The organism is Candidatus Uhrbacteria bacterium, from assembly GCA_016187485.1.
In the GTDB taxonomy this organism is placed as follows: domain Bacteria; phylum Patescibacteriota; class Patescibacteriia; order UBA9934; family UBA10169; genus JACPJO01.
The window spans coordinates 25228-47359 of record JACPJO010000003.1 but is presented as its reverse complement, the minus strand read 5'-3'; the positions used below and the strand labels follow the sequence as shown (position 1 = coordinate 47359).

General features: G+C 60.0%; 17 protein-coding genes and 1 tRNA gene. 7 read left to right on the top strand and 11 right to left on the bottom strand.

The features are described 5' to 3' along the window. Positions 1–7: 7 nt before the first annotated feature. The 5 genes from HYW18_01095 to HYW18_01075 all read right to left on the bottom strand — a co-directional run bounded on the left by HYW18_01095 (position 8) and on the right by HYW18_01075 (position 8752). A complete protein-coding gene (locus HYW18_01095; GenBank protein ID MBI2484731.1) occupies positions 8–1522 on the bottom strand; it encodes a hypothetical protein in 1515 nt (504 codons plus the stop codon). A gap of 1 nt (position 1523) precedes the next feature. After that, positions 1524–4295, bottom strand: coding sequence for a hypothetical protein (locus tag HYW18_01090; protein ID MBI2484730.1), 2772 nt, complete (start codon positions 4293–4295; stop codon positions 1524–1526). Positions 4296–4431: 136 nt separating this feature from the next. Beyond that, positions 4432–6723, bottom strand: a complete 2292-nt coding sequence (locus HYW18_01085) for a peptidoglycan DD-metalloendopeptidase family protein (GenBank protein ID MBI2484729.1) — start codon at positions 6721–6723, stop codon at positions 4432–4434. 106 nt (positions 6724–6829) lie between these two features. After that, the gene (locus HYW18_01080; GenBank protein ID MBI2484728.1) at positions 6830–7435 is read right to left on the bottom strand and encodes a hypothetical protein; all 606 of its coding nucleotides are present in this window, start codon (positions 7433–7435) and stop codon (positions 6830–6832) included. 375 nt (positions 7436–7810) lie between these two features. After that, complete coding sequence (locus tag HYW18_01075) at positions 7811–8752, bottom strand: hypothetical protein (protein MBI2484727.1); 942 nt, start codon at positions 8750–8752, stop codon at positions 7811–7813. Positions 8753–8901: 149 nt separating this feature from the next. On the opposite strand from HYW18_01075, the gene HYW18_01070 reads away from it, so the two are divergent. Then, positions 8902–9345 carry a hypothetical protein gene (locus HYW18_01070; protein MBI2484726.1) on the top strand — a complete coding sequence of 148 codons (444 nt, stop codon included), beginning with the start codon at positions 8902–8904 and terminating at the stop codon, positions 9343–9345. A 109-nt stretch (positions 9346–9454) separates the two neighbouring features. Here HYW18_01070 and HYW18_01065 read toward each other — a convergent pair whose 3' ends face one another. Genes HYW18_01065 through HYW18_01050 form a run of 4 tightly spaced genes read right to left on the bottom strand, consistent with a single transcriptional unit; the run spans position 9455 to position 13216 of the window. Continuing rightward, entirely contained in the window at positions 9455–10426 is a 972-nt protein-coding gene (locus HYW18_01065) for a succinylglutamate desuccinylase/aspartoacylase family protein (GenBank protein ID MBI2484725.1), read from the bottom strand. A gap of 23 nt (positions 10427–10449) precedes the next feature. Then, on the bottom strand, positions 10450–10977 hold the full coding sequence (locus tag HYW18_01060) for a hypothetical protein (GenBank protein ID MBI2484724.1): 528 nt from the start codon (positions 10975–10977) through the stop codon (positions 10450–10452). A 15-nt stretch (positions 10978–10992) separates the two neighbouring features. Next, a complete protein-coding gene (locus HYW18_01055) occupies positions 10993–11808 on the bottom strand; it encodes a BtpA/SgcQ family protein (protein ID MBI2484723.1) in 816 nt (271 codons plus the stop codon). A 46-nt stretch (positions 11809–11854) separates the two neighbouring features. Continuing rightward, a complete protein-coding gene (locus tag HYW18_01050) occupies positions 11855–13216 on the bottom strand; it encodes a hypothetical protein (protein ID MBI2484722.1) in 1362 nt (453 codons plus the stop codon). A gap of 449 nt (positions 13217–13665) precedes the next feature. Between HYW18_01050 and trpS the strand changes: the two genes are divergently transcribed. From trpS to HYW18_01030, 4 genes are all read left to right on the top strand, one after another. Continuing rightward, positions 13666–14709: a tryptophan--tRNA ligase gene (gene trpS / locus HYW18_01045; GenBank protein MBI2484721.1), complete on the top strand. Its 1044-nt coding sequence runs from the start codon at positions 13666–13668 to the stop codon at positions 14707–14709. Continuing rightward, entirely contained in the window at positions 14709–15638 is a 930-nt protein-coding gene (locus HYW18_01040; GenBank protein ID MBI2484720.1) for a hypothetical protein, read from the top strand. The genes trpS and HYW18_01040 overlap by 1 nt, the downstream gene beginning before the upstream one ends. 179 nt (positions 15639–15817) lie before the next feature. Beyond that, positions 15818–17215, top strand: a complete 1398-nt coding sequence (locus HYW18_01035) for an aspartate aminotransferase family protein (GenBank protein MBI2484719.1) — start codon at positions 15818–15820, stop codon at positions 17213–17215. Between the two features lie 100 nt (positions 17216–17315). Then, a complete protein-coding gene (locus HYW18_01030; GenBank protein MBI2484718.1) occupies positions 17316–19193 on the top strand; it encodes a S9 family peptidase in 1878 nt (625 codons plus the stop codon). A 106-nt stretch (positions 19194–19299) separates the two neighbouring features. On the opposite strand, the gene HYW18_01025 is transcribed toward HYW18_01030, so the two are convergent. Both HYW18_01025 and HYW18_01020 read right to left on the bottom strand, forming a co-directional pair. Then, positions 19300–20196: a hypothetical protein gene (locus tag HYW18_01025; GenBank protein MBI2484717.1), complete on the bottom strand. Its 897-nt coding sequence runs from the start codon at positions 20194–20196 to the stop codon at positions 19300–19302. Positions 20197–20384: 188 nt separating this feature from the next. Beyond that, positions 20385–20460 (bottom strand) — tRNA-Trp (locus HYW18_01020). Between the two features lie 111 nt (positions 20461–20571). Here HYW18_01020 and HYW18_01015 point away from each other — a divergent pair. After that, entirely contained in the window at positions 20572–21069 is a 498-nt protein-coding gene (locus HYW18_01015) for a hypothetical protein (protein MBI2484716.1), read from the top strand. Positions 21070–21393: 324 nt separating this feature from the next. Next, positions 21394–22035 carry a hypothetical protein gene (locus tag HYW18_01010; GenBank protein MBI2484715.1) on the top strand — a complete coding sequence of 214 codons (642 nt, stop codon included), beginning with the start codon at positions 21394–21396 and terminating at the stop codon, positions 22033–22035. Positions 22036–22132 lie beyond the last annotated feature (97 nt).

Genomic DNA, 22132 nt, shown 5'->3' with positions numbered 1-22132 from the left:
GAGTATATCAAATCTTCAGTCTTCCGTTGAGGAGAACCAGCGCTTGAAACTCCCCAAGCGAGAGGGTATCCTCCCCTACTTTACGATGAACCGCCAGAATGTCTGCCACGGACTTGTGGTCACGCAGAGCCTGCGTGAGGAGGGAAATGTATTGGGCGGTAAGTGGACTCTTACGCCAAGCCTGAAGTCCCGCTAGACGTTTCCCGTAGGACTCTTCGCCGAGAAGTTCCAACATCTGAACAATGCGGTCGGAGGATTCTCTTTCATTTGCGCCCAACCGGCGGAAATCGGCTAGCCCCATCGTGGCAAGCTCTTCCAGTGGTCCGGACAAACGCCGAGGCGGGGCAACATCTTGCACGCGCCCGCGCGAAGCATGTGGCGGAGGCGACGAGGGAACGGGTGCGGGTAGAGACGAAGAATCTGGTTCCGGTATTTCCGGCTTGAGGTGTTTTTCCTGACGCGCGCGGATGTACGCATCACGTTGCTGGCGCAGCGTCTCGTGTGCAGACTGTTCAAGCCGGCTGTAAGCCCCCTCAATAATTTCTAAGGCTTGCGAGAGGCGGGTGCCAGAAAGTCCGAGACCACCAAAGACCGGTTCATCTTCAAGCGCACGCCGCGTTGCGTAGGCATCCCGCACATCTTTCAAACGCGTATCCGCAATGTGCGAAAACTGACGTGCCTCTTTTTCGGACAAGGCAAGCGCCTTTGCAACTTTCACAACCTCTGCCATCGCTTCGTCTATGTTGTGCAGAGGGGGGTGAGTCGGGATACGTCCTTTGTGCGCTTCCACTTCCGATTGATCTTCGGGTTTTATCGTTTCTGCCTCGAATTTTTTTTGCGGGGCGACAGGAGCGGATGCGGGTTGAGGAAGCGGGGGAAGACGCACAGGAACTTCCGGCTTGAGTGGTTTGGCGATCACGGTATTTTTTGCCTCTTCTTCTAATCCGCGCAGGAGTTCTTCAGACGCTGCAGCATCAAGCTCCAGCCCTCCCACTTTTCGTGCCCGTGTGAGCATGTCCATTACCTCTGCGCGCGGCTTGGAGCCGGCGACAAAATTTGCAAGCAGTGTACGAAAGCGGTCCTGCACGCGAGGTTCCGGCAGCTCCAAGTGAAACTTCTCTAGTTCACGCTCCACAAACATCATGGGAGTAAGCGGGACGGGAAGGTCCGGCACGGGAGCAGGGACGATCGGGGAGACTCCCGTTTCATTCATGGCAGAAGAAATCGCAGGGATCCACGGTGCAAGAGAACGTAGAAGTTTTTGCAGGACGTCGTGAGCCAAGACGCGCGCCTGCTCCGGTGGAAGCTTCAGCCGTTCCTCAAAACGCGCCGAAAGATTTTTCGGTTCCAACTTCCCCTCTACCATCAGACGCTGAATTGGCGCAAGCACCTCATACGCTTTCTCTTCCAAATGATGGTCGCGCATGATAGCGCGAATCACATCGATAGAGCTCTCATCGGCTAAGATGTCGTAGACCTCCGTTGGATACGCGGCAGATTGGGCGGGAGACACGTCCTCCATGTTAGGTACTATTGGGGTTGAGGCGGCGGAAATTATCCATGTTGCGCTTGATAGCGGCTAACTCTTTTTCTGTTGCATGCAGAGCATCAATCGCCGCGCGCTCTCCGTCCGAGAGCGAAATTCCTGCAAGTTGATTCTGGATAGCTATCTTGCTCACCAGTGTACGATCCTCCACCGTGCGCTCAAGTTCCATCGTACGATCGTCAAGAAGATCGCCGAGATTTTCAAAGACCTTCGCGTAGTCGTCTTTCTGCGTCGCGTCGGCAGAACGGTATGCCTGGCTTAGCTGATTAATGTCGATGTTGGCCGCGATTGCTTTCCCAAACCCGTTTTTCACCGTGATATCCCCGCCAAATTTAATGGCAAGTTCGGGACGTGCTTTGAGCGCTGACTTGAGTGCCGCGGCTCCTTCTGTCGAAACAGTGTTTGTTGTTTGGTTGTAGCCAAACGATTCGTGCAGTTTGCTGCTGTCGCCCGCGCTCATGAGCATCGCCTCGCGCATTTGACCTTTCGTTTTGCCTGCGACCGCCGGATCCGCCAGTGCCTCGGCAAGACCCGCCTGGAATGCGGAGGACTGTTCGGGGTGCTGCGCTAAACGCGAGAGCGCTTGCGGGGTTGCTGCGGCAAGCGCTGCTGCCGCTTTGGGATCGTTCAACAGACCAACATCAAGGCGCTGAATCTGGAAATTAGGCGATTCCACCAGACTGGTGAGCTTCCCAAGTGGCCGCGCATCATTCTTGTCTTGTCTCGCCAGTTCTGCCAAGTTTGCTTCCGTCTGTTTGGATTCCGGAAGCGCACGGGTTCCATCGTCCGAAATCTTTGTGGCATCAAGTGTTTTCCCGGATTCGGCTTCCTCCAAAGCCTTCTGGAGAGATTTCTTCACGCCGCCACGACCGCCCTTGATGCGATCGTACATAGAGATTTCTTTATTGGCTCCGCGGTCGTACCACTTCATCTCCTTGAGGCGAGATTGCACAGCACCGTCTTTATACGCGTCGGCGTCGAGTCCCAAGATCTCTGTCTCATCCAGTTCGCCAATCACCTTTTCGCGTTTCGCCGGATCGCCAATCAAGTCCGGCCGCTTCTTCAACGCATCCTTGTACTTCTTCTCCATGTCGTGGTCGCCATGAAGCATTTCCTCGCCTCCGGCTTTTTCAAACTCGCCCACCATCTTCTGGAGATCTTCCTGGTCGTACTCTTTACGCAGTTTGTCGTCCGTAAGCACGCGATAGCGCATAGCCTGCTGACGCGCCACGCCGTCTGGTGTCAGTGCTTTCGACTTCAAGTTCGCGTCAATTTCATCCTTTGTGTATTCCTTAACGTCCTCGCCCTCTTTCTTCACGCGCTCCGCAAGAGCGGTACGGCGGTTCTCCTCAAGCTCGGTGCCCGTACGCGTTGCCTTGCGTCCAAGAGCACGAAGCCCCAACGCCGCACCAAGAGCACCCGTTCCCTGAAGCGCGCCTCCAAGCCCACGAGCCGCTCCCGCCACAGCGCTTTGAACCGCTTGACCTCCACCTGTTTTTGCCAGAAACCCAAAACCTGCACCCCCAACAGCTGCGGCGCCACGCGCACCAAGCGCGCCCGCCTTGAGCGCGCCGCGTCCGGCCAACAAAGCAGCGCCCGCCGTCGCTCCCGCCCCAATGCCAAGCGCGCCGCGCACGCCGCCCGATACCAATTTGGATGCGGCGCCCGGAAGCGCGCCGGCAAAACTCGTGGCTGCTTCAAAACCCGCATACATCATGCCAATGCCGATAATGAAGCTTAAAAGTCGTCCAGGTTCGCCGATGCGGATCAAAAATTGGTTGCCGTTTGGACCGCTTGCATCAAAATCTGTCCGTGCGGATGTGCCCACGGGGAACTCTTCCGACGCTGCAATATTACCGCTTCCCGCTACCGAAAGCGTGAGCCATAAGAAGAAAATGAGCACGGGACCGACGGCCACAGAGCCTGTGAACTTCGCCCACCAGTCTTCATAGGGTTTCACCTTGCTACCAAAAAGTCCTTTAGCGCCACCAAAGAAAAATGCGAGCGGCGAGAGAACAACCAAAATCCAAAGCATTACGATGCGGTAGATAAGAACGACGGTAAGAATAATCATGGTGCCAAGCACAACAAGCATCATGATGAGCGCCAAAAATGCCGAAGCGAAAAGCCCAAAGGGATCCACTCCCTGCCCGTTTGGATCCTTTTCCAAGAGTTTGGCGATTTTGTCGGTATCAAAGCTGACAATATCCGGCAAACCAAAGAGTTGGATAATATTCCCACCGGCGATGTCTTTGACGGCGTTGGCGAACGTGAGCATGAACACCTGCCCAATATCAATAAGCAGGCTGCAAATAAGACGGCTGAAGTTGATAAGGATAGCGAAAAGGAGAAGCCGCGGAATCTGCTGCTGCCACTTCACCGACCATGATCCTACTTGCCCGCCAAATATCGTCACCATGGCGATAATGAGCAGTGCCACGATGAACCCCATGTTCATGATGTCGCGCACCACTCCCCACCCAGCGCCGATCACCTTACTCGACGCAAACCCGTCGTACTGCATGATAGGAACAATCACGAGCTCCATGAGTGTAGAGATGAGTTTCCCCATCGCGTTCACCACGTGAAGCATGAGCCCGCCGATCACAAGCAAAAAAGATTCGATGCCGTCGGGAATTTCCGTATCCGCCGCAAACGCAAATGCGGGGACGAGCAAAAAAAACAAAACAAGCGGCAAGATTTTTTTCCTTCCCAAAACCGAAATGGCGTGTTTGATCCACGCGCGCATATTCTGGTGTTCATTATAGCACCGCTGGGGAAAAAGCTTTCCACAACGATAGAGGGAACGGTCCCCGAAGTAATAGTCCTCCTAAATTTCGAAAGCCCCGCGAATGGCGGGGCAAGAGTGGTTGCGTCCGTTCCCCTTACGGAATCATGACGAAGTCTTCGCAACCACCGAGAAAGTTGTCGATGAGGGCGATCGAGACGGGGTTGCCGTCCACGAAGGCCGAGAGCGTGCCCGCCGTTGCGTAGGGCGCGGGCGGCACGCAGGCCCAGTTGAGGTAGTTCATGGGCGCATCGTAGAACTCGATGGAGAAGCGGAAAGTGTCGCCGCTTGCGACGCCGGGCAGAAGGAAGTAGAGGCTTCCGGCGTTCACCATCGTCATGAGTCCTGACGTCCAGAGGAGGCCGTAGGAGCCGTCCGCCAGAATGTACTCGCCCGAAAGAGAGATCTCGGTGTAGGGCGAAAGGAACGGCGGCGGCGTGTAGAAGATCTCGAGAATCGAGGTCCCCTCGATCACCGGCGGATCGTCGGGCGTGGGCGGCGGCGTTGGGTCGTCCTCGAGTTCCTCGGGCGGATCCGTGCTGTCGTCATCACTGGACGGCGTCGGCTCTTCGGTTACGTCGTCGTCAGGCACGTCCTCCGTTGCGTCGTCGTCTGCGGGCGGATGCTCCGGCTCCTCGTCGTGCGAGTCGTCATCATCGGCTGGAGGCGTTTCGTCATCGTCGTCAGGCACGGCATCGTCGTCGCCCGGAGGCGGGCACTCGCCCACACTCGCGTCGAACATGTCGCAGTCCTCGCCGTTTGGCACGCTGTCGCCGTCGGCATCCGGATCGCACGAGTCGCCGACACCATCCGCGTCCACGTCGCCCTGATCGGCGTTGTCGTGAAGCGGGCAGTTGTCGTCACAGTCCACCACGCCATCTCCATCGGCATCCATGAGGCAAGCAGGGTCTTCGGGAGGATCGTCTCCGCCCGTCCCGCCGTCTTCCACCCAGTCGGTGGAAATGGAGCCGCCACACTGCAGCACGCGCGTCCAGTCCACACACCCTTGATAGGCATCGCAGTCGCCCGTCGCGAGCACGATGCTTTCGAGCGTTCCGTCTGGCACGACGATGACGGGGAGCCGGGAGAGGCCCAGGACTTCCCACACCGAGGGGTCGTCGAAAGGCATGGCGACGCTCTCGATGATGACGTAGAGCTGATCGCTCGACGTTTCTCGTACGATCGTGCCGTCACGCAGATACGCAGGGCCGACACCGACCGGGTAGGAGAGGAGCGTGGCCGCGAGCACGGAGCCGGAGGGCGCCACCGAGACAATCCCCCACGAGTCAAGCACGGCCTCCGCCGGCTGGAAAGGAACGGGACGCCGGAAACGACCGGGGTTGTCCGCGCACTCGTAGGCCATCCACGCCATCCCGTTCGAATCTACGGCGGCGCGGTAGCACTCGGGAACCATGAGGGTCTCCCCCACGTCCCAGCACGCGAACTCACGCGGCGAGATCTGGACGACGTTCGAGAATTTCCAGTTGTAGCTCGAGAACACTTCTTCGTCCTCGATGAGGTGGAGCGTGCCCTGGTCCACCACGTAGATGTCGGGGCTGCCCGGTACTTGCACGAGCACCCCGTCGGGGTGCCAGCGCGGCGCGCGCAGCTGCGACTCGTAGTGATGTCCCGTCGTGAGGCCGCAGACAAGGTCTTCGACCGGCAGGCTGTAGGCCATGACTTCATCCGTCGTTACGTCACGCGTCTGGTACGCGAAGGGAATCGAGAGGAGGTCGTCGGCGCTTGCCGAGGGGTCGCCCTCCATGAGCCCCATGTGGACGTGGTCGCCCGTGCAGTTGCCAGTGCATCCTTCGATGCCGATGATCTGTCCCGCCTGCACGTGAGTGCCGTCGGCGACGAAAATCGCGTCGAGGTGGGCCAGACAGACGGAGCGGTTGATCGCATCGTCAAGTTCCACGCACACGTGCCGGCCGAACCCGTTCGTGGGGTCGTCGTGCACGTGTACCACACCCGGCACCGGCGAGAACACCGGTTCGTCCACCGTGTTGCTCGTGTCCCAGTCCACCCCCCACTTGGTGGAGGGGAACTGGTGCGTCGGCAGGTCGTTGGCACCTTGCGTGCACAGACGTGCGTCGCCTTCCTCGAAGGGAAGCGAGAGGAGCGGGAGTGGGTTCCCCCACTCGTCGGTGGGTCCGCCCTCGCCGCCGTCGTCGTTGCCGCCGGGCAGCGGCGGGGACTCGTCGTCCTCACCGTGGCCCGTGTCCTCGCCGCCCGTGTTGGCACCGTCCGGATGTTCCGCGCGCAGGGCGGCGATGTCGTCCGCGCTCTTCAGGTTGCAGCCGTTCTCGCAGAACAGGAAGAACGCCATGACGATCCAGAACACGCGGGGCAGGAAGCGGATGGAAGGAAAGAAAGGAACACGAAACATGGCTCTCTCCAGTGACAGAATCACCGTGAGACCGCCCAAGCAGAATTACTTGGGAGACCTCCCCTGCTATCCTAGGCAGGAAGCAAGGGAGATCTGGGAGAAAAATTTAGAGAAGCTGAAAGCGACTAAGCATCTCGCGTAGAATCTGCTGTGAGACAAGACTTGGATTCAGAACCGAGAGTTCGATGCGGAATCCCTCGGTTGGCTGCTCATCGAGCGTCGCAACAGCAAGCCAAGACCCATCTGGCAGATTCCACTCACGCAGAGTCGCCGGTCGTCCACTTACCGCGACCGCCGTACTGGCTGACGGACGCGCCGGAAGACCGTAGTCGAATTCCCCGCGCGGATAGATTGTGAACGCCGCTTGCCCCTCGACTACGGTAATGCGTCGAGCCTCCGGATAGGTTGCATGAGCCGTCTCGGTTATTTCCCACCCACGCGGACGTTCGAGGAAAAACTTGTCCGTGCCGTCGGTGTAGGGAACCCACTCGATCGATGCAGGATCGAACGTGGAACGTTCCGACGAAGGTAGTGAAGCCAAGATCCGATCAAGTTCATCGCCAGGCGGAAGCGGGGTCTCCCCCTCTCTCGATTCCGCCTGCGACGACGGTTGTGTGTTCGTACGGGCCCGAAGCTCGAAGAGTCCGTACAAAACGGCGGCCGCGAGGGTGAGGCCTAGGAGTAGATATCCAATACGTTCAGGGGACATCATATAGATGAGATGCTTGTCCCATAAGGGACTGTCCAAAAAGTCGTGTGGCCACATGTACATCCATAAGCATTCCACACGGACGCACACGAGCTCTATAGATTGTAGCACCTCCATCCTCGCGATTACCGACCGCCGGCGGTCCTCGATATATTTGTGGGCATATCGAGCGTGTTAACAGTGTCATTACGCCAGAAAAATGCGGTTTTGTCAATGGTTTTTTGGCTAAACTAAGCAGTTTCTGTCATTAGTTTCCAACAAGGGTTACGAAAACAACTCATTCTTGCGCAAAAGTGTTGTCAGGAGTTTCCGACAAAACGGGGCGCCTGTGTGTATAAAGTCGAAAGCGACGCTTTTGGCGTCGCAAGAAAAGTCGTGTCAGACGTTCTCGAGGAGCGTCGATCCGAAAAAATGAACGGAGAGGAACTGGAGCGCGTCGCCCCACAGTCGCCAGTACTTGGGGTAGCGCTTGAGCGTCATCATGGCGTAGCGCCAGTTGCTCCAGTTGAGGTCGTGCGCACATGCCTCGCGCGAAGAGCCTGCGCAGACAGTGGCCGCGTGAAGCACTTCAAGCGCCAGGTCGTGCACCACCGGCGCGCGCTCGTCGTCCCCTTCCGGAGCCCAACAGGCCAAAGCCTTGCCCTCAAGGAGCGCGAGGGCATGATTCGCCTCTTCCGAGATGAAGGGGAACACGAGCGGCGACAATTGAAACGGCCAGGCGTAGGGGAACCCTTCCTCGACCTCGATGAACACGTTCACGAGGGTAAGGAGGTCCTGGTGGCGCATCTCGGTCCGAACGGACTCGGACAGGCGCCAGAAGAGCATGGTCTCGAGAAGAGACTGCCGCGACGAGACGAGCACTCCCAGGCGCTGGAGCGTCTCGGTAACCTCGGCGGCCGCGTACGCGTGCCCCACGATTTCACGCAGAGCCACTGCGACAGCATCCGTCGAAGGCGGGCCGGCCTGCTCGACTGCCGCGCGACCGAGCTCACCCAACCGCCTCCACGCTTCATCGATCCGCGCCCGGCGGCGACGTCGCATGTCCTTCACCTTCTCCCAGAGCTGCCGGATGATCTCCGGGTCAGTGCGGGGCGGAGGCGCGAGCATGTTGGCCGACGTATCAACCTCGACCGGCGCCGACCCCCCTTCCCCCGTTTCGAGGGGGAAGATCTGGTCCACGTTGTCGAGCGTCTGATGAGCAGACTCAACCTGACTCTGCAGAGGGCGGATGTCGCCGTGAGCGAGAATAATCCGACCGTCTCCATCGTCCCCGTGCATCTGGTTGGCCGCGACCGATGCAGCAATACCGAGATCCGTCATGGCTTGGCACCTCCTAGGACTCGAGTATTCAAAACAAGCACCTTTCGCGCAAACATTTTTGTGGATAACTTGCCCGGCACGGAACGCTGAAAGAGGAAGATTGCTTGGTATCCGCGCTTCCTGTATCTTAAACACGGATCGAGGTGCACATGATTAAACAGCAATTGTGCCGGCTCCTTGTCGGTCGCTGTTGCGTTCCGGCAGACCAGATTCTTTCCCTTGCCATGTCCCTCGTTGGTAATGCAAGGGAGGAGATTCTGGTAACCATGGACCTTGCAGAGGAACTCACAAAGCCGCTCCCGACGGACTACTTCCACCTTCTCGGGAGTCGCATGAAGGAGGGAGTACGCCTTGTCCGCGCGGGCTTTGGTACGGAAGAGGATGCCCACGCGTTCGAGGAACGCGTGCCTGTCACGTTCGCGACGTATAAATTCTTCCGGGTGGCAAATGGCACCGTCTACCAGCGCATGATGCTCGCCGACCGTCAGAACCTCCTCTACGCGGTGGACACTCGGCATGGACGACGCTTTTTTTCTTCGAGCCGCAAGGGCGACGCACGTACATTTCTTCAATACTTCGAACGGCTTGGCTAGAGAACGCCGCCAGAGAAGTCCTACCCGCTGCACATCGGCGGGTTTTCGAAACGCTGTAAAAAGTCGAAACCTCGTCCGTGGACGAGGGAGAGAAAGAGATCATGGATCCCTAGAGTGCACGGGCGATGTAGACCATCGCCTTGTTGGGCTTCATCCGGTCGGGCTTCGTGGGAAAAACGATGAACCCGTCCGCCGGAATGAGGACGACCTCTCCATCATCCGTGTAGCGTCCGTAGCGCTCCCCCTTGCACACAGGGTGCCAGTTCTTGAGCATGCTCTTCTTCCCATGCTCGAACCCGAGGTCTGTGCTCCTGGCAACGAGGCAATGGGTCAGCGCGAACACGCGTTGATCGGGCATCGTAGGGCGCACGTACTTGACGCCCTTGAGGATGTGCCGTGCAAGACGGTCGTCGATCACCCCTGCCCCTTCCCCGCACAGGAGCCGCACGAGCACACGGATCGCCCGCGGGAGCTTGGATGCATCGCTCTGGAAGCCGGTCTCGTAGGTGATCGCCGTCCCGCCGTTGCGGTCCACGACCGCGTCGGTCGTCGAGAGCATCTGGCTTCCCGGATCGTCCGTGGGCAGGATGTTGTCGGGGTCCGTGAGGATGTGCCGGACCGGAATGAGGTCGCACAGCCGCCGGTGCTCGGGCGTCATCTTGCCGAAGCAGACGAAGGGTGAGGCTTTGGGGTTGCTCACGGCATGGATGTCGAAGAGGTAGTCCATCTGACAGAGGAGCGGGAAGAGTTCCCGCGCCCGCATGACATCGTGGAACGTGTTGGCCGGACTGTCCATGACCATCGGTTCGAAGCACCGGTTCAGGTCCTTCTCGATGGAGACACCGCGCACGCCGCGCAGAACCGCCTCTGGGTTGCCGATCCCGATGTAGAGATCGCCCAACATCCCATTGGCCTGGTACGAACCGCAGGGCGCGCCCTCGATGCCGAACTTCTTGAGCAGATGATGGACGACCCAGAGTCCCGTGTGCTCATCCCCATGCGTGCCGCCCAAGACCATGACCTTGGGCCCGCCGCTTGGGTTATTGCTGTGCACATGCCAGAAGTAAGCGGGAAGATTCATTGCAAAACCTCTATGGAAAATTGCTAAGGAACACCCTCACCGACCCACAAGAGAAGGCGGGGCAGGCCGGAAACGAGCGTCGATTCGATTTCCTCCACGGCTGCACGATACTCGGACGTGCTTGCGTACTCACCACGATCTTCTACATCTTGAATCTTGTCAATCAGCTCGGAGAAGAGATGCGTCTTCTCCCCATACGAAGGGAAGAGGTTGAGAACACTCGTCGGACTGTCTCGGAGAAGTTCCTGATCCATCACAATGACAGCATCTGCGCGCTCCATGTCCTCAAGCTCAAGCCGACGAGCAATGTGCCGGGACACATCAACTTCACGCTCGGCAAGAGCTTCCCGCGATCCTTCCCACGCCGACGGGTAATGCATCAGATTTGGATGGCGAGGCGGTTCGCCCATGTACCACTGCAGGCCACGGGACCCAACCTCTACATCCGGGTGGCCGTTCGCCACAAGAAGCTTGCGCGCCAGAAGCTCGGCAACCACAGAGCGATGGATGTTCCCCCTACAGACAAAGAGAATGAGCTTTTGCAAGTGCATCTCCTATCCTTTTGGCTAAGTATGCCACCGGATCTTTTGCATAAACCCCTGTACTCGTTCTGGATCGTAACGCACCTCTGGCCCGACAACATTTGGCCCACTCTTTTGGGGTCCTTTTACTTCTTTAAACGCCGTCCCAATAATACAACCCTGCATGTACGGAAGAAAAGCGCCGATATTTTCACTCGTCATGCCACTTCCTGTCAGTACTTCCATGTGACGTGGAGCGAGAGAGCGTGCAAGCTGGCAATCCTCCACCGACGGTGGATCGCCTGTCCAAGACCCCGTAAGAATGATGCCGTCAATCGGGTAAGAAACAGTGTCAGCGATGGATTCGGCAAGCGGGCGGGGTTGTGTCAATCGTGCATGCTTCACTTGCACGTCTACGTAAATCTTTACATGATCCGCGCCGATAGACGACCGGAATGACAGAACGTCTTCTGGATGTCCATCGAAGATCCCGTAGACCGTCTCAACTTGGTCGGCAAACACCGGAACGCGCACCATCACCCCGCCGAACTTTTGGCAAAGAGAAAGTGCCAGACGATAATCATTCCACAGAGCACTCACTCCCCATGGAAGCTTCACTTTCGGAAGAAGTCGCTCGACAAGTAAAGAAAAAGACTCTGCCTGTTCTTTGGGAAGTATTTCAAACTTTGGGTTGTCAAAATTATTCTCAAACATGATGGCATCTACTCCGCCATTTTGCAGGGCGTGGATATCAGCGAGAGCTCGATCAAAAAGAATCTTTTCACCTGGATAGGCCGGATCGCCATTCAGAGGGGAAAAGTGCACCATCCCAATAACTTGTGGTGACAAACAAGAATTCATAGTCAATTTGGAAAGGGCCCCCGTGGAGGCCCGAAAGAAAAGAACGTCAGTCTTGAATCGTCTGGCTCCGCTCGGCGTAACCGTCGACGAACTGCTTGACGCGCCCGCTTTGGAGCACATCGAGGCAGCGCTGGTAGCAAGTGGAGAGAGCATCCCTGGACGGCGGCCGTGTCTCGGACACAGGATCATCCGTGAGGCAGTCCACCAGGTAGAGGCTGAACGCCGCATTCATGGCGAGGAAGGGAACGAGGTCCCTTCCATCGTCCACGCCCGAGAGCGCGGTGCGGTTTGCCTCCATGATGCGCTCCACCGTATTCTCTACAAACACCGAGAGCGGGTTCTTGAAAGGAGCGGTGCCGAACATGCTCGGCGTGAGAATATGCGTACCGCAGTACTCCCCGTTCCTCACAATGGCCACCGCCGAAGCGATAGGCGAGAGCTCGTCGAGGACCGTGACACTACGCACGCGCTCGTGCACGGAGACTTCCTCGACGTCGATAACGCGTTCGAGTCCACACACGGCGGCAGCGTGCTTGAGGCGGAAGACCCCCTCGTCACCCAGAACCGCAAGGGCTTTGGCGACGATCTGCGGATGCATCTTCTCGCTCACGCCGACGATCTTGAAGAGTTCGATGTCCGGGTGGATCGGGGGCGTAAGCGGTCCCACGATGTGGTTCACCGTCTCCCGACGCGGCTCCGCGTGAGAGAGATCGTGAATCGTCTTCCACGCGTGGGCATCGGTGAAGTGGAAACCGAGCGCAGCGAGACGATTCTGCACCCCAACGTTCGGCAGGTCCACGCGGACGCCGAGGTGCTCGATAGCGTCCGTTGAGCCCACGGCAGACGTGTTGGCGTAGGAACCGTGCTTCGCCGTCTGGATGATGCGCAGAGTAGCCAGCACGAGAGTGGAGAGCGTAGAGCCATTGATCGTCTTGCGACGGAACGGCTCTCCGTTGAACTGAACACCGCGATCCCCTCCCATGCCGCAGTTCTCGAAGACACGGTCCCCGTATGCGGGGAAGCGCATGACATCCATCATGGTTGCCGCGACCATCCCGGCAATCTCAGAGGGCGTAAGATGCGCCCACGCCTCCTTCATGGCCAGACCCGAGAGCATCTCCCGCGCCGCCATGACGTTTCCGGTTTCGCCGAAATCGTCAAGTCCGGAGAGGTACAGGCGTTCGAGGTAGCCGTTGGAGGCCCGAAGGGCGTAGCACATCGCGACGAATGCCTCCTCCATGTTGAGGTGCCGGCCAAGCGTCGCGCGGATGAGGTCCGTGTAGCGATACTTGCCGATGGAGCGAAGCAGACGTTCCTGGACAGGAAGGAGCTGGGCGGGTTCGAACAGCGCCTCGCGCATGCGCAACTTCTTCGTGTAGGCAGGGGAGAGAGGGATCTTGCTGTGCATCGTCGTTCCTCCAGTGCGGGTACAAAAAGCCCCGTCCTTGCAAGCCACCATAGGTGACTTGAGAGGACGGGGATTCTTCCCGCGGTACCACCTCTCTGCCAAACAATACGCCTGGCGCTTTTACGCACTCCGTAGATATGCGTTCGCTCATGGTTACGGGAGCTTCCGGGATGTCACCAATGCAACACCCGCCTCACCGAGCCCAATTTCACGTACCGCTATGACGGGGCTTGCACTCTCCCCCGCTCGCTACCCAGGGAGCTTGTACGCTACTACTTCTCGGTTCAATGGCTTTGAAATAAGGAAAAGGACTGCAGACAACATACTATAGGCGAGTAACGCACGTCAAATAACGACAGCGAGGTTCGCTTAGTTGACAGGTATTTCGCTTGGCTCTAGGGTAAAGGCACCCCGCGGAACTTCCTCCCCGGGCGTACTCTGGAAACCTCATGTCCGCACAAATCGTCCTCTCCGGGATCCGCGCCACCGGGCGCTTGCACATCGGCAACTACCTGGGCGCCATCCGCTTCTTCGCGGAACTCGCAGAGAAGCCCGACTATCGGTGCTTCTTCTTCATCGCCAACCTCCACACGCTCACGACGCGCGAGGAGTCCGAGGCGATCGAGGCAGACATGCGCGAGATCGTCCGCTGGTACTTGGCCGCCGGGATCGACCCCGCGCGGCACGTCATCTACGCGCAGAGCTCGGTCCCCGAGATCACGGAGCTCACGTGGCTGCTCATGTGCCTGGTGGGCATGGGCGAGCTCGACCGGCTTCCCCACTTCAAGGAGAAGCGCGACGAGATGGCCGCGGGCGGCAATCCGCCCAACGCCGGCATCTACACCTACCCCGTCCTGATGGCGGCCGACATCCTGGCCCCCTCGGCGCACCTCGTGCCCGTGGGCGAGGACCAGCACCCGCACGTGGAGCTGGCGCGCACGCTTGCGCGCCGGTTCAACAAGATGGTGGGCGAGGAACTCTTCCCCGTCCCCGACCTGATGGATGGCCCCGGCGTGCGCGTCCCGGGCCTCAAGGGTACGGGCAAGATGGGAAAGAGCCATCCCGAGAGCACCATCAGTCTGGACGAGACGCCCGACGTGATCATGAAGCGGTGCCGGCGCGCCGACAAGAAGCTGCCGCCGACCCCGTCTCTGCCCGACCCGGTGGAGCCGCGCGTCGGCGCCAGTCCGGGAGAGCCCGAGATCTGCCGCGTCTTCCAGCTCCACACGCTCCTGCCGGGCGATGTCACGCGCGAGCTGCAACTCCGCAACGCCTGCAAGAGCGGAGACATCGAGTGCGGAGCGTGCAAGACGGACCTCGGCGATCGGATCGTCAACCTCCTCGCCCCCCTGCAGGAGCGCTACCGGGCCATCAAGGCCCAGGGCGACGACTATATCGAGGCCATCCTGCATGACGGCGGGCGGCGGGCGCGCGAGCACATCGCTCCCACGGTGGCGCGCGCAAAGCACCTCATGGGCGTACGGGGTGTCTGATGGACGAGTCCCACTGGCGAGAGTCATCCACTCCCGGCACGGTCGTTCTGGCCTGCGGGCATGAAGTCGCCGATCCGGCCAAGCCACACTACTGCACCTACATCGGCCTGCGTGTGATCCTTCCCGCAGCGGGCGAGCCGAACGTGGGCAGTGCCCACACGCGTGCAGCGATCAACCACGAGGAGGCAAACTTCATCGTGGTGCACCAGGCATGCGAACTCGCGCTTCTGCGCGTCATCCGTGAACTCGAGATGACGCGCGACGCGATCGAGAAGGACGACTCCGATGGCGCCCTGCCGCACATGCGCTGGGCCATCTCCTGGATGAAGTCAGCCATCGACTCCACCCGCCTCCTCTTCCGCATGGACAAAGATCTGTTCATGAAAAAAGGGGTCGGGTTCCGAGACGAGGTCGTCCCGGCAAGCGGTGCGGAATCCGCACAGGCGCGTGAGGTGGAACTCCTGGCCGGCATGCGGTCGGACTCGCCCTACATGACCATTCACGGTCGCACCTTCACGTTCCGGGGAACAATGAACGTCCCCGCAGGAATGCACGGGCGTTCGTCCCGCTGGTGGACGCTCAAGATGGAGGAGCGCGCCCGTACCCCGTCGGTCGTGTGTCGCTTCAAGGAAGCGCTCGTCCGGGCAGAGATCGCACTCGGAGACCTCATGAGCGACGCGCACAAGGGTCACCCCTTGCGTCGGCTTGCCCAGGCAATCTGGCGCTTCGAGAAAACGTACCTCGACTTCCGTCAGGTGCACCTCAAACTCGCCATCCACTTTCTGGGTCCGAACACCGCGGGCACCGCTGGATCAGACGGGGTCCCGTACCTCGACGCGATCCTGCGCACGGCACGCCTCTACCCGGAACTCTGGGCAATCATGAAGGACGTGAAATCCCCCAAGCCGGAAGGCGCGTGGGACCACTAGTTCAGTCGATCCTTTCTCTCTCACCAGGCCCCAAGGCCTGGTTTCGAATTGCTAGCTTTTAGAAAATCGCATTTCTCCCCTACAAACTGATCCACACTTAGTGTTGATCAGTCGCCGTTGACAAGGGAGCCGGCAAGTGTAGAGTAATGGCGGTAGTTCGCTACCGTGGAGAATTGACCATGACAGGAGAACCTGCCTGGCGCTGGCCCGAGAAGCCAGCAAATCTCGAGACAGTCCGTGAACTCGTCCAGACCATCGGCTCCCCCTACGAGACGACCCCGCCCCCCTTCTGCTATCCGGGCACCCCGTTGCGGCGGGAGCTCGCGGACCTCGCAGGCCCCCTGCTCGTCCGGCACTTGAACGCGATCGGCACGCACACGCACGGAGAAGCGCAGGGCGATAGCTGGTCGTTCGCCGAGGGCGAAGGCGGCTTCGAGCAGATCCAGCGTATGGAGGCCGAGGCTGTCTGGATGGTGGCCAGTGTGATGGGCGGAGTGCCCGCCACGGTGGACGGTTTCTTCTGCGGCGGCGGCACCGAAGCCAACCTGCAGGGGATGTGGATTGGACGGGAGTACCTGCAGAGCAAGATCGCGGATCCCTTCGAGGTTGGCACCGCCATCCTCGTGGCTCCGACGGCGCACTACTCCGTCTACAAGGGCGCCCAGCTCCTCGACATCGCCCGCGCGCACTGGGAGAAATGCCCGCGCTGTGGGCGGAAGCACTGCTTCGAGAGCAAGCCGCGCCACGGCCAGATCTTCCATGTGCGCTTGCGCGCTGACGGGGCGATGGACCCCGAGCACCTCATGGAGACCATCCGGTCTCTCGAGGGCGGCGGGTACCGACGCTTCCTCGTCGTCGCCACCGTGGGGGTTTGCCTCACCGGCGCCGTGGACCCTGTCGAGGAGATCGCACACCTGCTCCGGGAACGGGACAACTGCTACCTGCACGTGGATGCCTCCTTCGGCGGCTTCACGGTCCCTTTCATGGCGCCCGAGATCCGCTTCGGCTTCGACCTTCCCGCCGTGCGCTCCATCGCGGTGGACGCCGACAAGATGGGCGGCGTGCCCTACCCTGCCGGCATCTTCCTCTGCCGGAAGGGCCTTCAGGGACTCGTGACCCAAGACGTCGCGTACGTGAACGGACACGCGGACGACACTCTTCCCGGGTCGCGTTCGGCCGTCTCGCCCGTGCTCGCGTGGTACCTCATGCGCAGTCTCGGCGTGTCGGGCCAGCGCGCGTTCGTGAAGAAGTGCATCGGGGCGCGCGACCTTCTGCGCGGACTCCTCATGGATCGCTTCGACGGCGACGAACGCATCCGGTTCTGGCCGTACCACAAGGCCACGCCGTTCCTGCCGCTTGAGGTGAACATCGAGGATGGCGCCATCCCCGAGTACCTGCGCCAGGGAGACGGCCCGTTGGCCCCCTACCACCTGCGCAGCGACCACATCGAGCGACTCGATGGCAGCGGCCGCGACCCCAACGCGTGCCCAGCCACTGTCTACAAGCTCTGCCTCATGCCTCACACGATCCCTCACCTTGAACGGTTCGTGTGGGACCTCAAGAGAGCCATGAGCTAGGACAACAAGTTCCTTCTTCACACCCCGCCCATCCGCGGGGTTTCGACTTTACAAACCATCGTCACTTTGATGTCATTGGGCCGGACGAAAGGAATCCCCCATGCACATTACCCCCTTTGGCCTCTGGTCAAGCCCCCTCACGCCCGCCCTCGCGGCAAAGGCGTCAGCCTCGAAGGTCGAAATGCACTTCGACGGCGACCGCCTGTACTGGATCGAGAAGCGGCCGGTTGAGGAGGGCCGGTACGTCATCGTGCGGGAAGGCCCCGACGGAACGCCCGAAGACGTCCTCCCCGCCCCCTGGAGCGCGTTCGCGTCCGCACACTACGGCGGCGGCGCTATGGCCGTGGATGAGGGAGAGCTCTTTTTCCTCCACAAGAAGGATGGGCGCGTGTACAGCTACAACCCTCTGCGGGACGACACTCCGGTGCCCATCACCCAAGAGGCGCCTGACCACCTCTACGCCGACCTCACCCTGGATCGACCGCGCCGCCGGCTCATCGCTGTGCGCGAGAATCATGTGGGCGCCACAAAGAACGTGGACGCGACCACCGAAATCGTGACCATCAACCTCGCAGACGGCACGGTGACCCCTCTCGTTTCGGGCGCTGATTTCTATGCCGCGCCACGGCTCTCGCCCTCCGGCAAGGAGATCGCATGGATCCAGTGGCATCACCCCCATATGCCGTGGGGCGCCACCCAGCTCTGCCGGGGAAAGCTCCAGACGGACGGAACCATTCGTCAGAGCGGAATCATCGTGGATGGTGAGGGGCTGCACCCGGAGTCCATTCTGGAACCCTCGTGGTCGCCGGGAGGCATGCTCCACTTCATCTCAGACATCACGGGGTGGTGGAACATCTACGCCTGGAGCCGCGGAACCATCAAGAACCCCGCCGACCCCATCTGCGGTGAGCACACCAGGCCCCCGTGGGCCTTCGGCCTGTCGCACTACGGGTTCTGCAACGGCGTGATCTTCGCCGCCTGCCGTCGGAGTGAAGGCTGGGCGGTAGATTCCATCACGCCCCGCGCCCGCTACAGCACCAAAGCTTTGCCACTCTCCGAAGTCTCCGAGGTGCGGACGAGCAACACGCGTGTAGCCATTCTCGGGGGAAGTCCGACGCGTCCCCAGACCATCTACGTGGGCCCTCCGGGCGGTCCTCTCCACTCCATCGGAGAGACGGCTCCTGTTCCGGAGGCGTACCTCTCGACCCCGGAGGCCATCGAGTTCAAGACGACCGGTGACAATCGAGCTTTCGGCTTCTTCTACCCGCCGAAGAATCCGGAACATCAGGCGCCGGAAGGCACGCAGCCGCCGCTCATCGTGACCTCGCACGGAGGTCCCACAAGCGCGGCCAGCCTCTCCTTCAACGCCATCATCCAGTTCTGGACGAGCCGCGGTTTCGCCGTCCTCGATGTGGACTACCGCGGCAGTTCGAACCACGGACGGCAATACCGCGAACGCCTGAATGGCATGTGGGGCATCTACGATGTGGATGACTGCATCGCTGGCGCCCGGCACCTCATCGTCGAAGGACGCGTGGACAAGGATCGTGTCGCCATTCGCGGCCAGAGCGCGAGCGGGTTCACGGTGCTCGCCGCTCTCACGACGACCGATTTCTTCAAGGCCGGCGTCGTGCACTTCGGCATCTGCGACCTCACGACGCTGAACGACGACACGCACAAGTTCGAGGCGCGCTATCTGTTTGGCCTCGTGCCCGAGGATGAGTGGCGGACGCGTTCGCCCATCTACGCCGTGGACCACCTCCGCTGCCCCATGCTCATCTGCCAGGGACTCGAGGACACAGCCGTGCCGCCGAGTCAGGCCGAGAAGATGGTTGCGGCACTCGAACACAGAGGTGTCCCCTGCACGTACATCACCTTCGCCGAAGAAGGCCACGGCTTCGTGGACGCGAAGAACATCACGCGCGCTCTCGAAGAAGAGCTCGCGTTCTACTGCCGCGTCTTTGGCATCACGCCCTAAACGACGCAACGATCTTTTTCCCTAGACCTCCCGCCGGAGGTCTTTCGTATTTCAAAAAGCAAAAAGAAAGAGACCGGGACCGGTCTCAGAAGCGCCGCGACGAGAACTACTTCTCTGGCGGGCGCTCGAAAATGACGATAGCTCCAGCGGCAACACAGGCAAGGACGAGAGCCGCCGCCTTCTCGCCGGACCACTGTTGGTCTTTGGCCACGAGCCACGACAGTGGGAGGAAACCAAAGAGGTAGACAAGGAGTGGCCGCACTCCCTCTACCGCCTCGGAGACGAAGAACCCCGCTTTATCCTGCACCGTGTGCTGGATGGAGAGACCTATCGCTGTTGGAAAAATCCCGAGGTAGGCCAGCGCTACCCACTCCCCTGACGTGGGAAGGCGCGGCGGCATGACGTCGTGCAGACGAGGGAGGAGCGAGACGTTGTAAACGTCTGCCACGATCCATGCAAGCGCGAAGAGAATGGCCACGATGTTTCCGTGAACCAGCACTCCATCTTTAGAAAGGCCGACCTTCTGCCGTCCGTGTGCGCGAGAGATTTCCGACGCTGTCCCCATGATGACGTTCGCAAAGGCAAACACGAGTACTGCATCCACGACCATGAACGCGCGATTCACAGGCCCCACGCCGAACTTCTCTACCCACAGACAACCGAGGATCACGAGGAACGCGAGTGCGGAGTGCACCGGCTTCTGTGGCTTCTTCTGAAGAACGAAGAACTCTCCCACGATGTTGCACGGTCCCGTCAACAGATCAGCAACAAGGAAGACGATGATGGCCTCTGCAGGCCCTTGATAGACCTGCAAACCGAGGAAGAAACCCACGGCATAGGCCAGGGCGGCCACCCACGACTGCCACGTCCTGCAGGCATCAAAGAGGTGCCGGAAGACGTCTCCGTGGAACAACCGCGTGATCACCACGGAACTCGCCAGAGCAAAGACGCTGAAGACCAGGAACGCGACCGGCGTGGAGAGCCCATGCACCTGGGTGTTCATGACACGGTAGGCAGAGGCGAAGAGGGATACGCTCAGCAATGAGTAGGCGCCGTACCTTAGGGAGGAAAACACGAGGGACTCCGTTCTGTAAAGGTTCGCAGGGTAGACAGTAGGGAGAAATACTCTGGCCGTCAACTTTTTAAAAAAGGAAAACCGGTCAGGAGGACCGGTGGTAAAGAAGAGAAGATTGGCACGGGCGACAGGACTTGAACCCGCAACATGCGGATTTGGAATCCGCTGCTCTACCAATTGAGCTACGCCCGCGCGCGAGTGCCCTTCTTTTACCAGACTCCAAAAAAGCCGTCAAGTGGTTGACAAATGGGCCTATATTTGGGAAGGTTGGCGTGGTTTTCTCAACCCTGTCCGGAGACTGCCGTGCCGCGCATTCCTTTCTCGGAACTTCCCATCCATGGCATCGGCTTGTGCTGGGGTCCCAACAAGGGTCCCAACAAGGCCGACTCCACCTACGTTCTCGACGCCGTCGAGGTCATGCGTTTCATCTCCTGGGTCGAGCCCAAGATCCGCGGGCTCATCGGAACGCGCGCCGTGGTCGCGCTTGGCGCCCACGAGATCGCCAACGACCAGCTCTCCCTTCTCGAACCCGACGCGTGGCTCGATCTGGGCCGCGGCCTTTCCATCTCGCAGGTCAAGCTCGGTTGGGGAGCCCCGTGCGATGGCGGCAGGAACCAGGAGGGCTTCACGATCACGAGCGAGCGTGTCGCGCTCGTCTACATCGGGCGAGGAGACAACAACAGCCCGGCGCTCTGCGTCGAGTACGGCGTGGAACATCCGGAGACCGAGGAGATCCAGCGCCGACACGAGGCCTTCTCGCTCGCCACCTGGTGGGACGAGACCTGCGAAGCCGCCGCGTAGCGCGTCGGCTCTGCCCCTGTTCCTTCTTCGCAGCGACCCCCACGGGTCGCTTTCAAATTGCCGGTGCCTGGCACCGGGATGTGGATAAGTAGAAAAACCTCACGTAAGTGCCGATCGGCACTTGTGTGAAGTTCGTAAGCTGGAATGTGGCTAAGGTGAGGGAAAAATGACAAAAAGAGTAAAAAATGTGTTCGGCAGAGAAGTGTTTATTCGCTAAGTTTAGGCGAAAAGATAGTAAATAGGCATTGACAAAAATGCCTATTTATAGTACTTATAGATTAGGTTCCACCCATATGTCTTGGGTGGGCAACGGAGGAGGCGGTCATGACCCGCATCTTCGCAGCGCAGTTCCTTTCCCTTCTGGCCCTCATGATGTTCGTGGGATGCACTCCCGGCACGCCGGTCGAGTCGCCCACGGGCGACGACGATCCGGTCGCGGACGACGACGGCAACGGCGACGACGACACTGTCGAGTACGGGAGTGCTTACATCGATGCCCCCGCACCCATCACCGGCGTCCACGTCACGCTCACGCCCACCGACACGGCGCGGACCTTCGACGTGCAGACCTGCGACACGGTCTGCAACCTCGTCGAGATTCCGGTCGGCGTCTACCGTGGCGTAGGGACGCGCGAGAACACTGTGTGGTGCGATTTCGAGATCGAGATCGCGACCGACGCTTTGGCCGGACACACGCTGGTGGGTGGATACGGGTCGGAGACGACCTTCACCTACGAGAAGTGCCTCGACATGGAGCGCACCACCTGCAACGGAACCCGCACCATCAGCACGGCTGATGCGGGCGACGAGGTGGTGATGACCATCGAAGGACACGGCCAGTACGCTGTCGACGGCGACCAGATCCATGTGATCGGCGGCTCTGCGCACGGAACGGTTCTCCCGGACCTGAGCAGGATCGACATGATCGGTGGTGACGGCACCAACTTCTTCTTCTTCAAGCTCTAGCAGGCCGCAAGGCCAGCACGAGCTCTACCCAGGACACTGTCCTGGGTTTCGCATTTTAAAGGCGGGGCTATCATGCCCCGCCTCTCTTCCACTTTGC